Origin of the sequence: Microbacterium sp. LMI13-1-1.1 (genome assembly GCF_040815625.1) — a bacterium.
In the GTDB taxonomy this organism is placed as follows: Bacteria; Actinomycetota; Actinomycetes; order Actinomycetales; family Microbacteriaceae; genus Microbacterium; species Microbacterium forte.
Window position 1 is genome coordinate 1,116,110 of sequence record NZ_JBFPNL010000001.1, and the last position, 21,321, is coordinate 1,137,430.

21 protein-coding genes are annotated in these 21,321 nt (G+C 66.9%); 11 read left to right on the top strand and 10 right to left on the bottom strand.

Going from position 1 to position 21,321, the window contains the following annotated elements:
- The first annotated feature begins 224 nt into the window (after positions 1 to 224).
- Together MRBLMI13_RS05460 and MRBLMI13_RS05465 are read left to right on the top strand one after the other, a co-directional pair.
- Positions 225 to 1,328, top strand: coding sequence for a COX15/CtaA family protein (locus MRBLMI13_RS05460; RefSeq protein WP_367819898.1), 1,104 nt, complete (start codon positions 225 to 227; stop codon positions 1,326 to 1,328).
- A gap of 100 nt (positions 1,329 to 1,428) precedes the next feature.
- A complete protein-coding gene (locus MRBLMI13_RS05465; RefSeq protein WP_367819896.1) occupies positions 1,429 to 1,869 on the top strand; it encodes a hypothetical protein in 441 nt (146 codons plus the stop codon).
- Here the strand turns inward: MRBLMI13_RS05465 and MRBLMI13_RS05470 are convergent.
- On the bottom strand, positions 1,815 to 2,729 hold the full coding sequence (locus MRBLMI13_RS05470) for a heme o synthase (RefSeq protein WP_414685949.1): 915 nt from the start codon (positions 2,727 to 2,729) through the stop codon (positions 1,815 to 1,817). The genes MRBLMI13_RS05465 and MRBLMI13_RS05470 overlap by 55 nt on opposite strands.
- Before the next feature lie 360 nt (positions 2,730 to 3,089).
- Between MRBLMI13_RS05470 and tkt the strand changes: the two genes are divergently transcribed.
- The 6 genes from tkt to pgl are packed head-to-tail and all read left to right on the top strand — an operon-like array spanning position 3,090 to position 11,189.
- Positions 3,090 to 5,186, top strand: a complete 2,097-nt coding sequence (tkt, locus tag MRBLMI13_RS05475; protein ID WP_042537773.1) for a transketolase — start codon at positions 3,090 to 3,092, stop codon at positions 5,184 to 5,186.
- Positions 5,183 to 6,295 (top strand): transaldolase, encoded by a 1,113-nt coding sequence (gene tal, locus MRBLMI13_RS05480; RefSeq protein WP_367819893.1) that lies wholly within the window; start codon positions 5,183 to 5,185, stop codon positions 6,293 to 6,295. Before tkt ends, tal begins: the two co-directional genes overlap by 4 nt.
- Entirely contained in the window at positions 6,292 to 7,899 is a 1,608-nt protein-coding gene (locus MRBLMI13_RS05485; protein WP_367819891.1) for a glucose-6-phosphate isomerase, read from the top strand. Before tal ends, MRBLMI13_RS05485 begins: the two co-directional genes overlap by 4 nt.
- Positions 7,900 to 7,921: 22 nt before the next feature.
- A complete protein-coding gene (gene zwf, locus MRBLMI13_RS05490) occupies positions 7,922 to 9,472 on the top strand; it encodes a glucose-6-phosphate dehydrogenase (RefSeq protein ID WP_042537594.1) in 1,551 nt (516 codons plus the stop codon).
- Positions 9,469 to 10,404, top strand: a complete 936-nt coding sequence (locus MRBLMI13_RS05495; RefSeq protein ID WP_079112947.1) for a glucose-6-phosphate dehydrogenase assembly protein OpcA — start codon at positions 9,469 to 9,471, stop codon at positions 10,402 to 10,404. The genes zwf and MRBLMI13_RS05495 overlap by 4 nt, the downstream gene beginning before the upstream one ends.
- Entirely contained in the window at positions 10,404 to 11,189 is a 786-nt protein-coding gene (pgl, locus tag MRBLMI13_RS05500) for a 6-phosphogluconolactonase (RefSeq protein WP_367819888.1), read from the top strand. The genes MRBLMI13_RS05495 and pgl overlap by 1 nt, the downstream gene beginning before the upstream one ends.
- A 23-nt stretch (positions 11,190 to 11,212) precedes the next feature.
- Here the strand turns inward: pgl and MRBLMI13_RS05505 are convergent, their stop codons facing one another.
- Entirely contained in the window at positions 11,213 to 12,214 is a 1,002-nt protein-coding gene (locus MRBLMI13_RS05505) for a DMT family transporter (RefSeq protein ID WP_367821322.1), read from the bottom strand.
- Between the two features lie 49 nt (positions 12,215 to 12,263).
- Between MRBLMI13_RS05505 and def the strand changes: the two genes are divergently transcribed.
- The 3 genes from def (at position 12,264) to MRBLMI13_RS05520 (ending at position 14,606) form a co-directional block, all read left to right on the top strand.
- Positions 12,264 to 12,830, top strand: coding sequence for a peptide deformylase (gene def / locus MRBLMI13_RS05510; protein ID WP_079112949.1), 567 nt, complete (start codon positions 12,264 to 12,266; stop codon positions 12,828 to 12,830).
- 118 nt (positions 12,831 to 12,948) lie between these two features.
- Positions 12,949 to 13,464 (top strand): septum formation family protein, encoded by a 516-nt coding sequence (locus MRBLMI13_RS05515; protein WP_367819885.1) that lies wholly within the window; start codon positions 12,949 to 12,951, stop codon positions 13,462 to 13,464.
- A gap of 314 nt (positions 13,465 to 13,778) precedes the next feature.
- Entirely contained in the window at positions 13,779 to 14,606 is an 828-nt protein-coding gene (locus MRBLMI13_RS05520; protein ID WP_367819884.1) for a tyrosine-type recombinase/integrase, read from the top strand.
- On the opposite strand, the gene MRBLMI13_RS05525 is transcribed toward MRBLMI13_RS05520, so the two are convergent.
- Genes MRBLMI13_RS05525 through MRBLMI13_RS05560 form a run of 8 tightly spaced genes read right to left on the bottom strand, consistent with a single transcriptional unit; the run spans position 14,575 to position 21,267 of the window.
- Entirely contained in the window at positions 14,575 to 14,829 is a 255-nt protein-coding gene (locus tag MRBLMI13_RS05525; protein ID WP_367819882.1) for a hypothetical protein, read from the bottom strand. The genes MRBLMI13_RS05520 and MRBLMI13_RS05525 overlap by 32 nt on opposite strands.
- A 28-nt stretch (positions 14,830 to 14,857) precedes the next feature.
- A complete protein-coding gene (locus MRBLMI13_RS05530) occupies positions 14,858 to 15,202 on the bottom strand; it encodes a hypothetical protein (protein ID WP_367819880.1) in 345 nt (114 codons plus the stop codon).
- Entirely contained in the window at positions 15,199 to 16,050 is an 852-nt protein-coding gene (locus tag MRBLMI13_RS05535) for a hypothetical protein (protein ID WP_367819878.1), read from the bottom strand. The genes MRBLMI13_RS05530 and MRBLMI13_RS05535 overlap by 4 nt, the downstream gene beginning before the upstream one ends.
- Positions 16,047 to 17,159, bottom strand: coding sequence for a hypothetical protein (locus MRBLMI13_RS05540; protein WP_367819876.1), 1,113 nt, complete (start codon positions 17,157 to 17,159; stop codon positions 16,047 to 16,049). The genes MRBLMI13_RS05535 and MRBLMI13_RS05540 overlap by 4 nt, the downstream gene beginning before the upstream one ends.
- On the bottom strand, positions 17,156 to 17,653 hold the full coding sequence (locus MRBLMI13_RS05545) for a hypothetical protein (protein ID WP_367819874.1): 498 nt from the start codon (positions 17,651 to 17,653) through the stop codon (positions 17,156 to 17,158). The genes MRBLMI13_RS05540 and MRBLMI13_RS05545 overlap by 4 nt, the downstream gene beginning before the upstream one ends.
- A 13-nt stretch (positions 17,654 to 17,666) precedes the next feature.
- A complete protein-coding gene (locus MRBLMI13_RS05550) occupies positions 17,667 to 18,020 on the bottom strand; it encodes a hypothetical protein (protein ID WP_367819872.1) in 354 nt (117 codons plus the stop codon).
- Entirely contained in the window at positions 18,017 to 19,855 is a 1,839-nt protein-coding gene (locus MRBLMI13_RS05555; RefSeq protein WP_367819870.1) for a M23 family metallopeptidase, read from the bottom strand. The genes MRBLMI13_RS05550 and MRBLMI13_RS05555 overlap by 4 nt, the downstream gene beginning before the upstream one ends.
- A complete protein-coding gene (locus MRBLMI13_RS05560) occupies positions 19,846 to 21,267 on the bottom strand; it encodes a hypothetical protein (protein WP_367819868.1) in 1,422 nt (473 codons plus the stop codon). Before MRBLMI13_RS05560 ends, MRBLMI13_RS05555 begins: the two co-directional genes overlap by 10 nt.
- Positions 21,268 to 21,321 lie beyond the last annotated feature (54 nt).

Consider the following 21,321-nt stretch of genomic DNA (forward strand, 5'->3'; position numbering starts at 1 on the left):
CTCCTCACAGGTCCCAAACGGTGTCATCCGCCCCGACACACCTGATCCCCGTCGAGTCTGCGGGAGCGGGTGCCGTTGGTGGGCCCTCATCACCGGCGCATCCATCGCGCCTAAACTGTTAGTGATGCTTCAGCGCGGTAAGCGCTCATCACAACAATCCGATTCTACAGGTTCCGCCTGAAGACAGGGCCGCCCGCCGTGTCCGGGCGGTTCGGAGAAGACTTATGCCCCAGCCCTCGATCTCCTCCCCCGTGAACGCACCGGCCTCGGCTCATGCGATCCTCTGGGGACGAGCTCTCCGCGTGTTCGCCTGGCTGTCCTTCCTGGCTCAGACGATCATCATCGGCACCGGCGGCGCAGTGCGCCTCACGGGCTCCGGCCTCGGGTGCTCGGAATGGCCGCTCTGCACCCCCGAGTCGCTCGTGCCGATATATGCCGATCAGGGCATCCACGGCATCATCGAATTCGGCAACCGCGTCATGACGGGCGTCGTCGGCATCATCGCCCTCGCCGTCCTGCTGCTCGTGCTCGCGCGTGTCGGCGGCCGACTGCTGGTCTTCTCCGCCCTGCGTTTCGCGGGCGCCGGCATTCTCGCGGCCGTCATCACCTTCGTGATCGTGTCGCTGTTCTCGCTTCCCGCGACTCCGTTCGCCATGGGCGCTCTGCTGATCGCCGTGATCGCGGCGATGGTGCGATCCTTCCGCCTGACGACGGACCGTCGTGATCTCGTCGTCCTCGCCTGGATCGTCCTGCTCGGAGTCGTCGCACAGGCGCTCGTCGGCGGCATCACCGTGCTCACCGGCCTGAACCCCTTCATCGTCGGGTTCCACTACGTCTCCTCCCTGCTGCTGGTGTGCGTCACCGCGGCGTTCCTGGTGCGCCTGTACGGGCAGCCGGGTCCGAGGGAGCGCGCGGTCCCGAAGTGGTTCGCGACCCTGAGCCACGTCACGGGCCTGGCTCTCGCCGTCACGATCGTCTTCGGTGTGCTCACCACCGGTTCGGGCCCGCATTCTGGTGATGCCGACGTGCTCCGTCACGGGTTCGACGCCACCGTGCTGGCGCACGTCCACGCCTGGCCCGGATACATCCTCGCCGCGCTCGTCGCCACGCTCACGATCTCCGCATGGGTGCTGCGGCTCGAACCCCGCAAGTGGTTGCTCGTGCTCGTGCTCGCGATCCTCGTGCAGGTCGGTGTCGGCATCTGGCAGGCGCGTGAGGGCCTCCCTCCCCTGCTCGTCGGCATCCACATGGTGCTCGCGTCGCTCTCGGCGGCGACGTACACGGTCGTGGTGCTGCATCTGAAGAAGCCCGTCGCGCCCAGGGAATGACGCACCCGGCCGTGAGGTCGGCGCGCTCCGAGCCCTCGGCACAGTGGATGCACAGCTGAGGCATCAGAGGCTCATCAGTTGGTCGTGCATCGTGGCCGACATGAAAAAGTCACTGACACGCAGCATCGGCTTCTGGCTCCTCCTCGTGCTCTCGCTCGCCTCGGCTGGCGTGGGCGGATGGCTCATCGCCGGTCAGATCGGCACCATGACGAGCACTCTGCTCGACGGCACGGCCACCGGCATCGAGGTCTACGTCGGGCAGTCGCTCGTCGTCGTCGGCGCCGCACTTCTGGGCGCGGGCGTCATCGGAATCCTCGTCGCGGTGGCGCTGAGCGCCGTGCAGGCGCTTCTGCCCTCCCCCGCTCCCGTCGTCGTCGAGCCGATCGACGGCGACACCGAATCAGACGCCGCCGACGACGAGACCACGATGGTCGAGAACAGCTCGACCCACGCGGATGCCGAGCAGATCGCCGAGTACGACGAAGCTCAGAACGGCAGCAGCGGGTCGACGGCGACGGCGACGAAGATCAGCGTCAAGTAGGTGATCGAGGCGTGGAAGACGCGCATCGGCCGCGCCTCGTTCCCCCGCACCGCCTGGTTGTACAGACGGTGCGATTCATAGATGAACCACCCTCCGAACACGAGGGCGGAGACGGTGTAGACGAGGCCCATGTTCGCGATCGGGATCAGCAGCAGCGAGCAGGCGATGGTCGCCCAGGCGTACAGGATGACCTGGAGACCGACCTGCGAGGCGTTGCGGGTCACACCGAGCATGGGCACGTCGACGTCTTCGTAGTCGTCCTTGTACTTCATCGAGAGCGGCCAGTAGTGCGGCGGAGTCCAGAGGAAGATGAGCGCGAAGAGGATGAGCGCCGGCCAGTCGAGCGAACCGGTGACAGCCGCCCAGCCGATGAGAACCGGGAAGCATCCGGCGATACCGCCCCAGATGATGTTCTGTTCGGTGCGGCGCTTGAGGATGATCGTGTAGATCACGACGTAGAAGAAGATGGCGGATGCCGACAGCGTGGCCGCCAGCCAGTTCGTGGTGTACCACAGCCACACGGTCGAGACCACGGCCAGGGTCCACGAGAAGATGAGCGCGCCGCGAGGCGTGATCTCTCCCGTCACGAGCGGACGATTCTCGGTGCGGTGCATGTGGGCGTCGATGTCGCGATCGAGGTACATGTTGAACGCCGCGGCGGAGCCCGCGCTCAACGATCCGCCGATGACGGTGGCGAGGACCAGCCACATGTCGGGCAGTCCGCCCTGGGCGAGGAACATCACCGGGACGGTCGACACCAGCAGCAGTTCGAGGACGCGCGGCTTGGTGAGGGCGACGTACGCCTTCACGGTGCGACCGATGGACTTCTTCACAACGGTCTGATCAGACATCGTCGAGATCTCGATCGCCTCCTCCACACGCGTCACGACAGCGTTTCCCAGTCTAGAGCACGCGGGACGATGGGCTCGCCCGCCGTCGGGGCGTCAACCCCGGTTCACGCTCTGCGTCCGCCCCACGCGGCCGTCACGGAATCGCGTTCCAGGAACGATGATCCCCAGTCCCACCGTGCTGCAGAAGCCACGACAGATCCATGGAATTACTGGAAGGGCGGAGCGTTGTAAAGGGGGGTAATGGGTCAGACCTCGGCGCTATGCTGAAATGACTCGCGCGCCCAGCGCACATCACACACCCTTCCGTAGCGTTGCGGACTGCGATCGTGCAATCCGGGCGCTCTCGAACAGTTGCAGAAGGGCTTCACAGTGTCGGAATTGCAGTGGGATGAGATCGACCGACGCGCGGTGGACACCGCGCGTCTTCTGGCTGCGGATGCGGTGGAGAAGGTCGGCAACGGCCACCCCGGCACCGCGATGAGCCTGGCTCCGGCCGCGTATCTCCTCTACCAGCGGGTGCTGCGTCACGACCCGACCGACACCGACTGGCTCGGCCGCGACCGCTTCATCCTCTCGGTCGGACACTCCTCCCTCACCCAGTACGTGCAGCTCTACCTGGGCGGCTTCGGCCTCGAGCTCGACGACCTCAAGGCGCTGCGCACCTGGGGCTCGCTCACCCCCGGGCACCCCGAGTACGGCCACACCAAGGGCGTCGAGATCACCACCGGCCCGCTCGGCCAGGGACTCGCCTCCGCGGTGGGCTTCGCCTACGCCGCTCGCTACGAGCGCGGTCTCTTCGACCCCGAGGCGGCCGCGGGCACCAGCCCGTTCGACCACTTCGTCTACGTGATCGCCGGCGACGGCGACCTCCAGGAGGGCGTCACCAGCGAAGCGTCCTCGCTCGCGGGCCACCAGGAGCTCGGCAACCTCATCGCGATCTACGACTCCAACCAGATCTCGATCGAGGACGACACGAACGTCGCCTTCACTGAAGACGTCGCGAAGCGCTACGAGGCCTACGGCTGGCAGGTACAGACCGTCGATTGGAAGAAGTCGGGCGAGTACGTCGAAGACGTCGCCGAGCTCCATGCCGCCATCGAGGCCGCCAAGGGCGAGACCTCCAAGCCGTCGCTCATCATCCTGAAGACGATCATCGGCTGGCCGTCGCCGGGCAAGCAGAACTCCGGCAAGATCCACGGATCGGCACTGGGTGGCGACGAGCTCGCCGCGACCAAGAAGGTCCTCGGATTCGACGCCGACGAGCACTTCGCGATCGCCGACGACGTCCTTGCCCGCACACGCGGCCTGGCAGAGCGTGCCGCCGAGAGCCGCGCCGCATGGCAGCAGTCGTTCGATGCGTGGGCCGCCGCCAACCCGGAGCGCAAGGCCCTCCTCGACCGCCTCGAGGCCAAGGAACTGCCGGCCGACATCGCCTCGGCGCTCCCCGTGTTCGAGAGCGGCAAGGACGTCTCGACCCGCGCGGCGTCAGGTCAGGTCATCAACGCCCTCGCCGCCGAGCTTCCCGAGCTCTGGGGCGGCTCGGCCGACCTCGCCGAATCGAACCTCACCACGATCAAGGACTCCAAGTCCTTCATCCCGGCCGAGTGGTCGACGCACGAGTGGTCGGGCGACCCCTACGGCCGTGTGCTGCACTTCGGCATCCGCGAGCACGCCATGGGAGCGATCGTCAACGGCATCGTGCTGCATGGCCCGACTCGCGCCTTCGGTGGCACGTTCCTGATCTTCAGCGACTACATGCGCCCGCCGGTGCGTCTGGCCGCCCTCATGAACGTCCCCAGCATCTTCGTCTGGACGCACGACTCCGTCGCACTCGGCGAAGACGGGCCCACGCACCAGCCGATCGAGCAGATCGCGACGCTGCGCGCCATCCCGAACTTCACCCTGGTGCGCCCCGCCGATGCCAACGAGACCTCAGCCGCATGGCTCGAGATCCTCCGTCGGCATGAGGGCCCGGCCGGCATCGCCCTGACCCGACAGAACATCCCGGTGTTCGAGCGCGGACAGGGCACAGCGGAGGGCGATGTCTTCGCATCGACCGACGGTGTCGCGAAGGGTGCCTACGTGCTCGCCGAGGCTCCGAACGGCACCCCCGACGTGATCATCATCGCGACGGGCTCCGAGGTGCAGCTCGCCGTCGACGCCCGCGCTGCACTCGCCGAGGAGGGCGTCAACGTGCGCGTCGTCTCCGCTCCGTCCCTGGAGTGGTTCGAGGAGCAGGACGAGGCATACCGCGAGTCGGTCCTGCCGAAGGCCGTCACGGCGCGTGTCTCGGTCGAGGCGGGTTCGGTGCTCAGCTGGCGCGGCATCGTGGGCGACCGGGGCCGCTCGGTCGGCATCGACCACTTCGGCGCCTCCGCCGACTACAAGACCCTGTTCCAGAAGTTCGGCATCACCACCGAGGCCGTCATCGCGGCCGCACGCGAGACCATCAAGGAGAACGCATGAGCACCCCCACCGCAGACCTCGCAGCAGCCGGTGTCAGCATCTGGCTCGACGACCTGTCACGCACCCGCATCTCCTCCGGCAACCTCGCCGAGCTGATCGAGACCCGCAACGTCGTCGGCGTCACGACCAACCCGACGATCTTCGCCAATGCGATCACCGACAAGAACAACACCTCGTACGATGCGCAGGTCACCGAGCTCGCTGCGTCCGGCGCGACGGCCGAAGAAGCCGTCTTCGCCGCGACGACGCAGGACGTCGCCGCCGCTCTCGACATCTTCCGCCCCGTGTGGGAGAAGTCGGGTCACGTCGACGGCCGCGTCTCGATCGAGGTCTCCCCCGACCTCGCACATGACACCGAGGGCACCGTCGAGCAGGCCAAGAAGCTCTGGGCCAAGGTCGACCGTCCGAACCTGCTCGTGAAGATCCCCGCGACGAAGGCGGGCCTGCCCGCCATCACCGAGGCGATCGCGGCGGGCATCAGCGTCAACGTCACCCTGATCTTCAGCCTCGAGCGCTACGCCGAGGTCATCGACGCCTACCTGACCGGACTCGAGCGCGCGCACAGCGCCGACTTCGATCTGTCGAGCATCCACTCCGTCGCCTCGTTCTTCGTCTCGCGCGTCGACACCGAGACCGACAAGCGCCTCTCGGCGATCGGCACCGACGAGGCCGAGGCGCTCAAGAGCAAGGCCGGACTCGCGAACGCGCGTCTCGCCTACGAGCTCTACGAGCAGAAGTTCGCCGAGAAGCGCGCGCAGGACCTCATCACGCTCGGCGCGAACACTCAGCGTCCGCTCTGGGCCTCGACCGGTGTCAAGGATCCGGCGCTGCCCGACACTCTGTATGTCACCGAGCTCGTCGCGAAGGACGTCGTCAACACGATGCCCGAGAAGACGCTCGAAGCGACCTTCGACCACGGCGTCGTCACCGGTGACACCATCACCGGTGGCTACGAGGACGCGCGAGCGGTGTTCGCCGGCCTCGAGGCTCTGGGAATCGACTTCACCGACGTGACCCAGGTGCTCGAGGACGAGGGCGTCGCCAAGTTCATCGACTCGTGGCACGACCTGCTGACGCAGGTGGCCGAGGGCCTCGAGGCGCAGCGATGACCTTTGCGATCCACGCCTCCGGCGCGGCTCGGGTCGCGATCGACGAGACGGTCCCCGCTCTCGTCCACGACCTCGTCGCCTCGCGTGTGACCGGCGGCGACGCGGCCCTGTGGGGCCCGGCAGCCGAATCGGAGGCGTCGATCCGCCTGGGGTGGGTCGAGGCGGTGTCCGTCTCGCGGCCCCTGGTCGCCGAGATCGCCGCCCTGCGCGCCGACCTGCAGGCGAAAGGTGTGACGCGCGTCGTGCTCGCGGGCATGGGCGGATCGTCGCTCGCCCCCGAGGTGATCGCCCAGACCGCCGGTGTCCCGCTGACGATCCTCGACTCGACCGCCCCCGGCCAGGTGCTCGCCGCGCTCGACGAGGGCCTGCAGAACACCGCACTCGTGGTGTCGTCGAAGTCGGGCTCGACCGTCGAGACCGACTCGCAGCGTCGCACGTTCGAAGCCGCGTTCCGCGACGTGGGCATCGATCCGCTCGAGCGCATCATCGTGGTCACCGACCCGGGCTCGCCGCTCGATGTCTCGGCTCGCGAGGCGGGGTACCGCGTCTTCAACGCCGACCCGAACGTCGGAGGACGCTACTCGGCGCTCACCGCCTTCGGTCTCGTCCCGTCCGGGCTCGCCGGGGCCGACATCGACGAGCTCCTGAACGAGGCCGACGCCTCGCTCCTCGAGGTCGCGATCGACTCCGCCGACAACCCGGCTCTGCGGCTCGCTGCCGCGATCTCCGCCACGTCGCCTCGCCGCGACAAGCTGGGTCTGATCACCGACGGTACGCACATCAACGGCCTGCCCGACTGGATCGAGCAACTCATCGCCGAATCCACCGGCAAGGACAGCACCGGCATCCTGCCCGTCGTCCTCCTGCCTGTGTCGCCCGAGCTCGACGCGAAGCCGTCGGACCTGCAGATCGTGCGTCTGGTCGACGACGCGAACGAGTTCCACCTCCGCGAACGGCACGAGGGCGAGATCCTGGTCAGCGGATCGCTGGGCGCTCAGCTCGTCGTGTGGGAGTACGCGACGGCGATCGCGGGCTACCTGCTCGGCATCAATCCCTTCGACCAGCCCGACGTCGAGTCCGCCAAGGTGGCGGCTCGCGGGCTGCTCGACGCCCGTCCCGCGCCGACCGCTCCCGCATTCGTCGAGAACGGCGTCGAGGTTCGCGTATCCGACCCCGCTCTCGCGGCGTCCGGAACCGTCGAGGGCGTGCTCGACGCGCTGTGGGCGGCACTGCCGGAAGACGGATACGTGTCGATCCAGGCATACATCAACCGGCTCGACGTCCCGCAGCTGCAGGGGCTCCGCGAGCTCGTCGCCGCGGACTCCGGTCGGCCGACGACTTTCGGTTGGGGACCCCGGTTCCTGCACTCCACCGGCCAGTATCACAAGGGCGGACCGGCGCAGGGCGTGTTCCTGCAGATCCTGGAGCGCACCGACGTCGATCTCGAGATCCCCGAGCGACCGTTCACGTTCGGCCAGCTCATCGAGGCACAGGCGGCCGGCGATGCCGGCGTCCTGGCCGAGCACGGCCGTCCGGTCGTCTCCCTGACGATCGCCGATTCGTCGGCCGACGTCCTCACCCTCTTCGAAGCCGCACAGAAGTAACAGCCAGGAGAATCCCCCACTGATGTCTGTTCCCATCTCGCGCGGGCACAACCCGCTGCGTGACCCCGATGATCGCCGTCTCAACCGGATCGCAGGGCCCAGCGCTCTCGTGATCTTCGGTGTGACCGGAGATCTGTCACGCAAGAAGCTCATGCCCGCCGTCTACGACCTCGCCAACCGCGGGCTCCTGCCACCCGGGTTCGCTCTCGTCGGCTTCGCCCGACGCGACTGGGAGGACCAGGACTTCGCCCAGGTCGTCTACGACGCCGTGAAGCAGCACGCGCGCACGCCGTTCCGCGAGGAGACGTGGGCGCAGCTGCTCCAGGGCATCCGGTTCGTCTCGGGCGAGTTCGACAACCCCGAGTCCTTCCGCAAGCTCCGTGAGACCGTCGACCAGCTCGACGTCGAACGCGGCACGATGGGCAACCACGCGTTCTACCTGTCGATCCCGCCGAAGGACTTCCCTCTCGTCGCGAAGCAGCTCAAGGACTCGGGCCTCGTCGGGGCGAACGACGATGACGACGAGCGCTGGCGCCGTGTGGTGATCGAGAAGCCGTTCGGCCACGACCTCGAGTCGGCGCGCGAGCTCAACGCCGCCCTCGAAGTGGCGTTCTCGGCCGACTCGATCTTCCGCATCGACCACTACCTCGGCAAGGAGACGGTCCAGAACATCCTGGCGCTGCGCTTCGCGAACGAGCTCTACGAGCCGATCTGGAACCGCAACTACGTCGACCACGTGCAGATCACGATGGCCGAGGACATCGGTGTCGGCGGCCGTGCGGGCTACTACGACGGAGTCGGCGCCGCGCGCGACGTCATCCAGAACCACCTGCTGCAGCTGCTGGCGCTCACCGCGATGGAAGAGCCGATCAGTCTGTCCGCCGAGCACCTGCGTGCTGAGAAGGAGAAGGTGCTCGCCGCGGTGCACGTTCCCGAGGACCTCGCACTCGCCACGGCCCGCGGTCAGTACGCGGGCGGCTGGCAGGGTGGCGAGCAGGTCACGGGCTTCCTCGACGAGGACGGGATGAACCCGGAATCCGCCACCGAGACATATGCCGCGATCAAGCTCGAGATCGACACCCGTCGCTGGTCCGGTGTCCCGTTCTACCTCCGGACGGGCAAGCGTCTCGGTCGACGTGTCACCGAGGTCGCCGTCGTGTTCAAGAAGGCTCCGGAGCATCTGTTCGGCCGCTCGAACACGTCGGAGCTCGGCCAGAACGCGCTCGTGATCCGCGTGCAGCCCGATGAGGGCGTCACGATCCGCTTCGGCTCGAAGGTGCCGGGCAACGGAACCAACGTCCGCGACGTCACGATGGACTTCGGCTACGGCCACGCGTTCACCGAGGCGAGCCCCGAGGCATACGAACGGCTGATCCTCGACGTCCTCCTGGGCGATCCGCCGCTGTTCCCGCGCCACGAGGAGGTCGAGCTCTCCTGGAAGATCCTCGACCCCGTGGAGGAGTACTGGGCAGCCGAGGGCGGCCCGGTCGACCAGTACGCACCCGGTTCATGGGGTCCGGCATCCGCCGACGACCTCCTTGCCCGTGACGGACGAGTCTGGAGACGCCCATGATCATCGACCTTCCCGACACGACCGTCAGCCAGGTCGCCAAGCAGCTCGTCAAGGTGCGCGAAGAAGGCGGCGCCGTCGCGCTCGGCCGTGTGCTCACGCTGATCATCTCGGCCCGCAACGGCGTGGCTGAAGCCGCGATCGACGCGGCCAACGACGCCTCGCGCGAGCACCCCATGCGCGTCATCGTGCTCACCACGGGCGACGGCGAATCGCGACTCGATGCGCAGATCCGCGTCGGCGGCGACGCCGGAGCATCCGAGGTGGTCGTCCTCCATGCCTACGGAGACGCCGCGAGCAACGAGGAGAGCCTCGTCACGGGACTGCTCCTGCCCGACGCCCCTGTCGTCGCCTGGTGGCCCGAAGAGGCGCCGACGTCGCCCGCCGCGTCGCCGCTCGGCAAGATCGCGCAGCGACGCATCACGGATGCCGCGACGGCACCCGACGTGCGCGAACGCCTCGCGCAGCTCGGCGAGACGCATGCTCCGGGAGACACCGACCTCGCCTGGACGCGTCTGACGCACTGGCGCGAGCAGCTCGCAGCCGTGCTCGATCAGCCACCGTTCCAAGAGGTGACCGCAGTCGAGGTGCGTGGCGGATCCGCCTCGCCGTCGACCGCGCTGCTGGCAGCATGGCTGCAGATGGCCCTCGACGTGCCGGTCAAGTGGTCGTACGAAGACCCGGAGCACTGGCAGGAGGGCATCAAGTCGGTGCGGCTGCACCGCTCGTCCGGAGACATCCTGCTCGAGCGCCCGACGCCCGGCGTGGCGGTGCTGACGCAGCCTGATCAGCCCGACCACGATCTGCACCTCCCTCGCCGCACGCTGCGCGAGTGCCTCGCCGAGGAGCTGCGTCGCCTCGACCCTGACGTCCTGTACGGTCGAGTGATCACCGAGGGCTGGGAGAAGCTGGGTCCGCCCGAGACAGGAGAATGATGTCGACGCAGACAGCATCCGCTGAGAAGCGGGTCGTGGTCGAACCGACGCCGGCGGCACTCGCCGCGAGCGTGGCCGACCGATTCCTGACGCGCCTTCGTGCCCGCACGCGCAACGGTCGCATCGCTCATATCGCCCTCACGGGCGGTTCGATGGGCGGCGCGGTCCTGCGCGCGACGCGCGGCGACGCTCGGTCGGCTCAGATCGACTGGTCGCTGGTGCACTTCTGGTGGGGCGATGAGCGCTTCGTCGCTCGCGACGACGCCGACCGCAACGCCGTGCAGTCGCGGGAGGCTCTCCTCGACCACATCCCGGTTCCTGCGGAGAACGTGCACGAGGTCGCAGCCGCGGGCGAGGGTCTGACCCTCGACGAGGCTGCCGCCGCCTATGCCGCGGAGCTCGCACGCTACGGCACCGAGGACCACCCGTGGCCATCGTTCGCCGTCTGCTTCCTCGGCGTGGGGCCTGACGGCCACATCGCCTCGCTCTTCCCCGATCGCACCGAGGTCACGGTGACCGATGCCGCCGCTCTGCCGGTGCGTGACTCCCCCAAGCCGCCGCCTGAGCGAGTCACACTGACGCGACCGGTGCTGAACGCCTCGAAGCGTGTCTGGCTCGTTCTCACGGGCGCAGACAAGGCGTCGGCGCTCGGCCTCGCCCTCGCCGGTGCGAGCTACACGAACGTCCCGGCAGCCGGCGCCAAGGGTCGCAAGCGCACGGTGTTCTTCGTCGACGAGGCAGCAGCCTCAGAGGTCTCACCCGACCTCATCGATCCCGCCTACTGAGCCTGACCGGCCAGCGAACGACCTCAGGCGTCTTTCGACCCACTGCCCGCGCTGTCGTCGCTTCCGCGAGTGATGCCGAGGTCCTGGCTGTCGCTGAGCACCTGAGGGTGATAGCGAGCCAGTCCGACGACGCCCCACACGGCGATTGCTCCCGCGATCGCGAAGATCACGAGAACCCACGGCGGCGCGGCGGCCGCCTCGCCGAGGACGACCATGCCGATGAGCACGGCGATCAGAGGGTCGACGACAGTGAGGCCGGCGATGACGAGATCCGGCGGGCCCGAGCTGTAGGCGGTCTGCACGAAGTAGGCTCCGACAGCCGCAGCGGCGATCAGAGCGATCACGCACACGATGGTGATCCAGTCGAAGTTGCCCGCCTGGACGCGCTTGATGACGACCTTCGCGAGCGTAGCCACGAATCCGTAGAGGATGCCCGCACCGACGATGTAGAAGAGCGCGCGCATGCGGTGACGAAGGACGAGCCAGCATGCGCCGAGGATGATGATCACGACCAACAGGATCGCCAGGATCGTGAACAGCTCGGTGTCGGTGACTTCCTTCTCGGTGGCGAAGATCGCCGCGAAGAAGACGAAGAGGAAGATTCCACCTACACAGCAGACGATCGCGGTGATCGACTGCTTGGTCGGTGAGTGCCCCGAGATGCGGGCGTTGAGCAGCGTCGTCATGACGAGAGCGATCGCACCGAGCGGCTGAACGACGATCAGGGGCGCCACAGTGAGAGCTGCGAGTTGGCACACGATGGCCAAGCCGAGCATCAGCGTCCCTACGAGCCACGACGGCCGCGTCAGCAACCCGCGGACCTGGGCCATCGAAAGGCCGGATGCGCCGTCCGCGCCGCTCAGTCGCTCCATCTTCTCCACGCCGCGATGCTGATACTGCGCACCGAGCGACATGAAGACCGCACCCGCGAGTGCGAGGGGGATGCCGAGGAGCAGTCCCGGGTTCTGGAACGCGCCTACCAACTGGTCGGTGACGTCTTCCGCCCCAGTCGTCCATACGGAGATGCTCACGCTTCGACCCTACCCGGCGATGCGCGCCGAGTAGGGTTATGGCGTGGCTGTTCTTCCTATTCGCATCATGGGCGATCCCGTCCTGCACTCCCCCGCATCCGTCGTCGAGGACATCACCGACGACATCCGAACGCTCGTCGCCGACATGTTCGAGACGATGGACACCGCTCCCGGCGTCGGTCTGGCCGCGCCCCAGGTCGGGGTGCCCCTGCGCATCTACACGTACGCGTACGTCGACGACGACGACCAGCCGTGGCGCGGAGTCATCATCAACCCCGAACTCTGGATGGTGCCGCTGGAGCCCGGCGAGCCTGACGACGACCTCGAATCGGAAGGGTGTCTCTCGTTCCCCGGCGAGCGATTCCCGCTGCGTCGCTCGGAACGGGTGCGCGTCATAGGAACCGATCTCGACGGCTCGCCTGTCGAGATCTCCGTCGATGGCTGGCGTGCGCGCATCATGCAGCACGAGTTCGACCACCTGGACGGCATCCTCTACATCGACCGCCTCTCGGACGGCGATTGGAAGACCGTGCAGAAGATCGCCAAGAAGCGCGGATGGGGCAAGCCCGGCGCCAGCTGGGTCCCCGGCATAGACGATCTGGAAGGCTGACCTAACCTTTCAGCCCAGTCAAAGCCTTCTCGGAGTTGCATCACAGACTCGGAGCCGGATAGCGTGCTTGAGGCGGGATATCGATATGCCCGCTCACGAAGGCTCTGGAGGGGACGAAATGATGAAGATGCGCACGCGACGCGCACTGGCGCTGGCAGGTTCTGCCGTAGCGCTGTCGGTCGCACTGACCGGCTGTAGCGCGCTCAACGGAATTCTGGGCGGAGGCTCCGGCGACGCAGACCGCGACGAGGAATCCGGCCAGGTCACCGAGAGCGCGAACATCGACATCTTCTCGCTGAAGCTCGGTGACTGCAAGATGGCCAGCGACACCGGCCTGATCGAGGACGCCGACGTCGTGCCGTGCGACCAGCCGCACGACGAAGAGGTCTACTACGAGATCACGATGGACGACGGCGAGTACTCGGAGGAGAACATCGACGCCGCTTCGCAGGAGTGCATCGGCGACGCCTACACGAGCTTCGTCGGCATCGCGTTCAACGACTCCGTGCTCGAGGTCTACCCGATCACGCCGACCCAGCAGACCTGGGACGAACTGAACGACCGCGTCGTGCAGTGTGTCATCTCCGACCCCGCTGGCCAGACCACCGGCTCGCTCAAGGGCGCTGCACGTTGATCTGACTCGGATTCGCACAACGAGGCCCCGTCAGTCGACGGGGCCTCGTTCGCGTTCATCGAGGCGGCATTCCGCCCCGCTCGATGGAGGCGACCGAGGACATGCCACACAAAGGGAAAAGCCCCTCCGAAGAGGGACTTTTCATTGGCTCCCCGGCTTGGACTCGAACCAAGAACCTGCCGGTTCCCAGTCCGCGAAGACGCCGGCACCGATCCGCAGCATCGCGCCTCAGCACGCCGAGCCGGCCGCTGAACCGCACGCCGCATAGGGTTGCATAAGTTGGCGCGTCTACTCGTATATGAGTTCATTGGCGTATGGATGTGCCGATGAAGAATGACAAGATCCTTGCCGCCTACGAGACGTGGCTGCTCGCGAGCTCACGGAGTGACGGGACGATTAAGCTGCGGATGCGGCACGTGCGTGCGCTCGCTCGTCGGCTACCGCTCGCCCTCGCGCGGGAGCGTCAGCTCCAGGAGGTCTTGGGCGACTGTCGGCATCTATCGACCGAGACGCGACACTCGATGCTCGCGAGCTGGCGATTGTTCTACGGCTGGGCGGTCACCAAGCGGTTCATCCTGGCCGACCCGACCGCCGAGCTCGAGAGCATTCCGGTTCCGGTACGCATGCCGCGCGTAGCACGCGATCGCGACATACTGATGGCGCTCCAGGGCTCGACGCCGCGCGATCGCGGGCTCGTGATGCTCGGGCGCTACGCCTGTCTGCGGCTCACGGAGATCTCGACGCTGCACATGCGCGATCGCGACGGCGATCTGCTGCGCGTGCTCGGCAAGGGCAACAAGGAACGCATCGTGTACGTGAACGACGATCTCGCGCACGCGCTCACGAGAATCGAACTCGAGCAACCGCGCGGCTTCTACTTTCCCGGCGGCACCGACGGCCACATGCATCCGCAATCGGTGCACAAGATCATCAAGCGGCTCACGGGCTGGAATCCGCACGCTCTGCGCCACGCCGGCGCGACAGCGGCCTACCGGGCGACGGGCGACCTCAGAGCCGTGCAAGACATGCTCGGGCACGCCTCCCTGCTCACGACACAGCGATACTTGCACCTGGACGATGCTGCACGCCGCGCTGCGGCGGCGGGAACGATTATCCGGCCACCTTCGTCGCTGGCGGCTTAGGGGCCGTCGTCGCCGGCGGCTTACCCCACCAGATTTCGACCTTGCCGGGGCCGGTCTCGTCAACCGTGCGAGTCCCGATCAGCTCATCTGTCTGATCGGGACTCAGCTCGTCAAGCCGCTGCGCGAGCAACTCGATCGCCGCCCACGGGCGCAAATCGGGATCCATCGTTTGATCGTCACGCATGGCGATCACCTGATTAAGCAGCGACTTCGTTTCTCCCATGCGAGGGAGTCTATGCGCTCTCCCCCGTCTACAGGTCGCGGCGCAGCTTGTCGCTCACGTCGATCGCGCCAGTCTCAACCTCCGCGAGTGCCTGCGGTGCGTGCTCAGCGAGCTTCGAGCGCAGGGCGGCGATCTCGTCGTCGCGGCGGGTGAGCGTGCCGTTGGTGTTGGTCTTGATCGTCTCGATCTCCTTGTTCTGCTGCGCCTGCATGGCCGCGAGGCCGCCGAATCCGCCGAGCAGCATGAGCAGCTGGAAAACGAAGTTGATGAGGGTCGCGCTCGCTTCGGGGCGGAGCAGCTGGAGGGCGAATACGCCCGCCAGGCCGACGGCGGCCAGGCTCGCGATGATGATGAAGATAACCTGCTTGTTCATTTGGTGCCCTTTCCGGCATCGTTGATTTTCTTGGTGATGTCATCGAGGCTCTGCGCGAGCCCGGACGTGTCGATGCGGATGCCGTCGAGCTTCGCGTTCATCTCGTGCAGGAGAGACCACACGCGACCGTTCTCGCCGGTGCCGTCGCCTCGCGTGCCGTCGATGTTGAATCCGCGGCCCGACATGACGAGATCGAATGCGTACCAGGGGATCGATAGCGTCTTCTGGAGCGCGTTGACGGCCTCGTTATCGACACCGATGAGGGTGGAGCCCTTCGTCATACGGTCGTTGCGGTTGAACAGCCACCCCATAATCGACGCCTGCTTGGTATTGGTCTCGTGCTTGAGGTACATCTCGTCGAGCGTGAAGATGTGTTCACCCCACTTGATCGTTTGCATTTCTGGTTCCTCCTCGGGAATCACGGTGGCGGGTGTGGCGGGTACGGGGTCGAAACGGTGGGTATCGAGATGGACGAAGTGCTCGCCGTGCCAGGGCTCGTGCTTGGCGAGATTGTGTGGGTAGAGCGCGGTCTGTCGCCATCCGTTCGCGCGCCATACGGCGGCGGCGGCGGGGTCGTACCAGTCGTCAGAGTCGGCGGCATCACCTGAGCAGTGCACGGAGTCTTCAGCGCCGAGCGCAAACGGCGCTTTAGGCGCCCACGGGCCGCCGTTGAGGTAGCGCTCGTAGGCGAGCCATTTGCGGCGGTTCTCGTTGGCTTTCTCGGGCGACCTGCCGGCCTCGTTGATGTCGGCGAGGCGACCGAGCTGCCGATCAATGCGGAGGATGGATGCCGCCGCCGTAGGAGACGCCCAGCCGCGTCCGTGGCCGAGATCAACTTGAGTGGTCACGACAGACCTCCGAAAATGAGTGCGTAGACGGCGAGGGCTTCGAGCAGCGCGGCGCGGCTGTTCTCGTGCAGAGTGTCGAGCATGAGCAGATGTGCGAGCGCTTGGTCGTAGGTGCCGATAACCTGCTCGAAGTCGATGAGCACCCAGTCGCGGGACTGTGCGATCGAGTACAGGCGCGCTGCCAGTGCCTCAGCCTCGGGGCGCGTGCGGGAGAGTCCCAGCCCTCCGGGCGACACGATGATGACGGGAACACCGCGGGTCGCGAGGGCGTCGTAGTAGGTCGTGAGGGCGGCGAGGTCGGTGATCTCGTTGGTGCCGAGCGCGCTGACGATGAAATCAGGATCAGTGGCGGGGCCGGCGACGACGGTCGCCCATCGCCCGGTACTGCTTCCCGGTGACCAGTCCGAAGCTGCCGACGACGGGCGCGCAGGGTTGCTGATGATGAGCCCCGGCGTGGAGTAGGTAAACCGGATGCCGGCGACGTGAAGGTCTGCCGTCGATGAGATTGTGACGGTGATGGGGCCGGCGGACAGGCCTCCCAGCTCCACGGTCTGGAATCCGGCGGCGGACGAGATCGCGACCGTCTGCGAAGCTCCGTTGATAGTGAGAGTCGCGGAGCCGCCGCCGGGGATGCGCGCGAGCAGCTTGCCGCCGGATGCAGTGACGGTGCCCGTGAACGTGACAGATTTGACGGCGGTCGTGCCAGCGGTCGTCGGCTGGAGCCCTATCGAGGTCGTCGGGGTGGGCGACATGCCGGCAGAAGTCCAGCGAGCGTCCATCACGCCGTTGTCCGCCTGCACGAAACCTTCGACCGCATCGAGCAGCCGGCGCAGCTGCGTCGGCCAGGACACGACGGTTCCCAGGTACTCCGACGACTTGGAATCACCGGCGACGAGCATCGAGCACGTGCCGCGCCCGAGCATCGCTCGCATCACCTTCTGCCGGATGGTGAGCAGTGCGGGGCTCTCGGGGTTGAACACCGGCGCTTTGAACGTCGCGGTGACGCCGGGGCGAGATACCTCGGTGCGAGCCACGAAGTCTTTCGCGATCGCCCTACGGCCCGTCTCGTCAAGGGCCAGCTCGTCAGTGAGGGTCAGAAGATAAGTCACGGGACCACGACCACAGGCTGACCGTCCGCCACACCGGGAAGAGTGGCAGGCCACCCCGCGCGCGTGCGGCTGGAGAGCACGGTGTTGATCGCAGTGCCGGACTTCGCGTACTGCACGAATAGTGCAACGGACGAGTTGACGGCTAGACGGACGACATCGCCAAGGTTCGTGCGGTAGGTGTGCGTCGTCGTGTAGAACGGGCGGAACGGTGCGAGTTCGGGGCGAGAAAAGAGCTGCCACGACTGCCCCTCGGCCTCGGGCGGGAGCACGACGTTGGCGAAAATCCAGTCAACGTCGCTGCCATCGCGCAGCATCAGCAGCCGTCCGGACGCGATGCGGCCGGGGGTGATGAGTCCCGTGATGTCACGGACACCGGTGAACGACGCGACGTCGGACGCCTGACCGTCGAACAGGAGCTGCGCGCGACCGGCGGCGGCGTTTACGTTGCTGGTGAAATCCGCTCGAGTAACGAGGGTCTTGTTTGCGTCAGCCATGATCTGTGGTCTCCTACCAGATGAGTTCCGGCGCGGTGGCCGATGGGGTCGGGAAAGGTGTGGCGCGGGCGACGAGAGCGGCGTTCTCGTCGGGGATGAGGTAGTGGGTCGCGGTAGGCGCGTTGGGGCCGTCCCACACCCATTTCCCGGCTTCAAGGTGCACGCACTTGGAAAGCCCCAGCTTCGTGGTGAGGGCGGCGGTGATCGCCGCGTTGGCGAGAGCGGCGAACAGAGGATCACTGGCATCGAATTTGTCATCGATGAAGCCGTCGATGTCTTCGGCCATCTGCTTCAGCTCGGGGCCGAGATTCTTGGCCTTGCTCGCCCCGTCGGGGTAGCGGATGCCGTGCGGGGTCACGCCGCTCATGCGGTGGCTCCAATCGTGATGTTGCCGAGATCGGCGAGGGTGATGTCGTCAGAGAAATCGGCGATCGTCGGTTCATCTCGGGTGACGAGACCGGCGACCGTGACGCCTTCGCCGTGGCCAAGCGCCGGGGCGACTGTCGCATCGAGAGTCCAGCCGCCCTCGGCGAAGACGAGCGTGCCGCCGATGATCTGATGAACGGCTGCGGCGTCGAGCATCGTGGCGAAGACAGAGCCGGGAAAGTAGAGCGGGACACGCGAAGTCTTGGTGTCGATGAATGCATCCGTCACCGTTTGGCTGTACTCGAAGTGTCGCCAGTCGAGGCGCAGCGGCGGCATCACGGTCTTACCGGTGAGCTGCCCGAGCGCGGCGGCGGTGCGTGCCGCGATCGCTGCGAGCTTGGAATCGTCGGCGGGCTCGGGGGCCGGCGGTGTCGCGCTCTGCCGATCGGCCATCCAGATCTGCGGGTCGATGTGTGCGCCGTTGACGTAGGTCTCCAGGTGCAGGTGGTTTCCGCTCGAGTTGCCCGTCGTGCCGACGTACCCGAGCACGCTGTCGCGCGTGACCGTCTCGCCGATCGCGAGCGTGGACGGATCGACCATGTGCGCGTAACGAGAAGACAGCCCGTCGCCGTGGTCGATGACGATCGTGTTTCCCCATCCGCTGTGGAGCGTCGTCTTCTCCACGACGACGCCGGGGCCGACGGGGTGAATCGCCGCGCCGCCGATGTCCGGGTATGAGAAGTCGAGTCCGGCGTGAAAACTGTTGGTAGATTCTCGCCAGCCGTAGGGGCTGTTCATGACGGACATCGGGAACGGGTACTCGTAGACCGCTGCGCCGGCGTCGGGGCGGTCGGGTGCGGTGAAAAAGTCAGTCGCGATTCGATGCTCGCGCCGTCCGCCGGCGATCATGTCGTACCCTGCGACGGCGTGCTCCACGACGTTCTCGTACTGGGAGACGGTGAATCCGCCGCTGCCGTCGTCTGCTATGACGGTTCCGCCAGAGTGCGCGAGCACGATGTCGATCGCTTCGTCGATGCCTGTGGTGGCTTTGTAGCCGTTCGGGACTGCGACGCGAGACGCGGGGATCGCCTGGCCGCCGCTCGGGACGGTGATGGATAGGATGCCGCCGGCCCATGTGAGCGCGAGGCCGGCGGAGATTGCAGGGGTGCCGATATGAACGGTGTTCGTGTGCGCGTCGAACAGGGCATAGCCGAGAGCGTGGCCGGCGTAGACGTTCTCGATGATCTCTAGCGCGGTCTTTGCTTCCGCCCATGTGGCGACCCTCACGCCGGGATCGCCGTCGGGAAGGGGTGCCCAATCGACGCCGCCTGTGACGATGTCGCGCGCACCCTGGTTCTGCACGTCGGTGAGCCGCTGCTCGGCTGAACCGCTCGGCCAGTATCCCGGCCCGAGCGCCGGCACGAGCGGCCCGCCGGGGCCGGCGAGGACGACGCGCGACAGGTCTGCGAGCTTGTCGGACGCACTCACCGAGAGCCGCCACGCGCGCCGGCGGTAGAACAGGTTCGGGTCAGTCAGGTGGATGACTTCGACGCCATAGTGAGTCACGCGACCGCGGAAGATGACACGACGGCTGCCGTCGGCGGCGGGGCCGCGCGAGATGATGACAGGCTCGCCGATGAGACTGGCGTATCCGTCCAGGTGGCCATCGGTGTCGATCAGCTCGAAGTACGCCTGCGCGGGCACGGCGCGGTCGGTGTGAGCCTTTCGGCCCCACGTCAGGCGCACGCCGTCGATTCCGATTCGCTCGGCGAGCGTCCATGCGTTCGAGACGACAGTCGAGCCGATCTGGATGCGGGGGGCGTCGGTCAGCGCCATGTCGTCCCCCCGCCGCCGGTGCGCTTGTCGTGCTCGCCGAGGATGCCTTTGAGCTGGCGGGCGGTCGAGTCCACGTCCACAGCACCATTGACTGTCACGTTGTTGTTCGTGACGTTGTCGCCGGCGCGAGGCGCGCTGGTTGCGGCCCACGAGTCCCAGCCGCCGCCGCTGCTCGTCGCGGACGATGCCGGGGCGACGGTACTGGCAGACATCGCCATGAGCGCCGGTGTGGCTTCCGGCCCGCCTCCCCCATTGCCGCTGCCGCGGTGCGTGCGCGGGGTTTCGCCGGCGGCACCGAACAGTGAGCCGATCCAGCCGATGGCGTCCTTGATCCAGCCGATCGCGGTATCGATCGCGGCGATGATGTTGTCCCAGACTTCGCCGGCGATGCGTCCGACTTCCTCCCAGTTGGTGATCAGGAAGACGATGGCCGCGACGACGGCGGCGATTGCGAGGATGATGAGGCCAAGCGGGTTCGCGCTCATCGCGACGTTCCAGGCGATCTGTGCCGCCGTGGCGATCGCGGCGATGGTGCGATAGGCCGAGATCGCGCCGTTGGCGATGAGGATCGCGCCGGCGAACGTGCCGAGCACGACGGCGAGGGCGGTCACCAGCTCCGAGTTCTCGGCGACCCACAGGGCAACGTCGGCGAGCATGGTGGAGAACTGCGCCATGATCGGCAGGAGACGTTCGCCGAGCACGGCCATTGCGTTCTCGTACTGTGCGTTCGCGATCTGCTGCGAGCCGGCGGCGGTGTCCGTCTCGCGGGCGAACTGGCCGGTGACATCGGCAGTCTGCTTGGTGAGGAGCGCGAGCACGGCCTGAGTCTCTGCCGACTTCGCGGCTTCGCCCTCAAGGTCGGCCATGCCCATCGCGGCGAGCTGCGCGTTCACGTCGGCCTGTTTGATCGAGACACCGAATCTCTCGATCGGGTCACGCTCACCGCGCAGCAGCGAGGCAAGCGCCGACACGGCGTCAGAGGTCGAGCCGCCGAAGGTCGCGGCGAGATCCGCGCCGAGCGACACGAGATCATCGGTCTGGCCGGCGAGATCGTTCATGGGCACGCCCATGTTCTTGAGCTGCGAGCCGATGACGGACGACAGCTCCATGTACTGAGACTCGGCGAGCCCGACATTCTCAGCCGCCGCATCGGCCATCTTCTTGACCTCGTTGGCGTGCGTGCCGTACACGGACTCGATCGCGCCCGTGGCCTGCTGGAGGTTCGATGCGCTCTGGCCGGCCTGATACGCGAGCACGCCGATGCCGGCGGCGAGGATGGCCGCACCGCCGGCGGCCTTCCCCATGCCATCATCGAACGCCGCAACCTGCTTGTTCGTCTCGGCGAACTCGCGGCCCGCCTGCTTGCCGTCCGCAATGATGCGGATGGCGAGAACAGCACTCTTGCCGGCCATTACCTCACCTCACTTTCCGGGCCTCGGCGCGCTCGTTGAGCAGCTCCACGAATG

Bases quoted from the DNA above. Each gene is read 5' to 3' on its own strand.
- MRBLMI13_RS05515 (WP_367819885.1), top strand. From the start codon at position 12,949: ATGATGAAGATGCGCACGCGACGCGCACTGGCGCTGGCAGGTTCTGCC.
- MRBLMI13_RS05495 (WP_079112947.1), top strand. From the start codon at position 9,469: ATGATCATCGACCTTCCCGACACGACCGTCAGCCAGGTCGCCAAGCAG.
- MRBLMI13_RS05485 (WP_367819891.1), top strand. From the start codon at position 6,292: ATGACCTTTGCGATCCACGCCTCCGGCGCGGCTCGGGTCGCGATCGAC.
- MRBLMI13_RS05560 (WP_367819868.1), bottom strand. From the start codon at position 21,267: ATGGCCGGCAAGAGTGCTGTTCTCGCCATCCGCATCATTGCGGACGGC.
- MRBLMI13_RS05525 (WP_367819882.1), bottom strand. From the start codon at position 14,829: ATGGGAGAAACGAAGTCGCTGCTTAATCAGGTGATCGCCATGCGTGAC.
- pgl (WP_367819888.1), top strand. From the start codon at position 10,404: ATGTCGACGCAGACAGCATCCGCTGAGAAGCGGGTCGTGGTCGAACCG.
- MRBLMI13_RS05465 (WP_367819896.1), top strand. From the start codon at position 1,429: ATGAAAAAGTCACTGACACGCAGCATCGGCTTCTGGCTCCTCCTCGTG.
- MRBLMI13_RS05550 (WP_367819872.1), bottom strand. From the start codon at position 18,020: ATGAGCGGCGTGACCCCGCACGGCATCCGCTACCCCGACGGGGCGAGC.
- MRBLMI13_RS05520 (WP_367819884.1), top strand. From the start codon at position 13,779: ATGGATGTGCCGATGAAGAATGACAAGATCCTTGCCGCCTACGAGACG.
- zwf (WP_042537594.1), top strand. From the start codon at position 7,922: ATGTCTGTTCCCATCTCGCGCGGGCACAACCCGCTGCGTGACCCCGAT.
- MRBLMI13_RS05555 (WP_367819870.1), bottom strand. From the start codon at position 19,855: ATGGCGCTGACCGACGCCCCCCGCATCCAGATCGGCTCGACTGTCGTC.
- tal (WP_367819893.1), top strand. From the start codon at position 5,183: ATGAGCACCCCCACCGCAGACCTCGCAGCAGCCGGTGTCAGCATCTGG.
- MRBLMI13_RS05530 (WP_367819880.1), bottom strand. From the start codon at position 15,202: ATGAACAAGCAGGTTATCTTCATCATCATCGCGAGCCTGGCCGCCGTC.
- MRBLMI13_RS05460 (WP_367819898.1), top strand. From the start codon at position 225: ATGCCCCAGCCCTCGATCTCCTCCCCCGTGAACGCACCGGCCTCGGCT.
- MRBLMI13_RS05545 (WP_367819874.1), bottom strand. From the start codon at position 17,653: ATGGCTGACGCAAACAAGACCCTCGTTACTCGAGCGGATTTCACCAGC.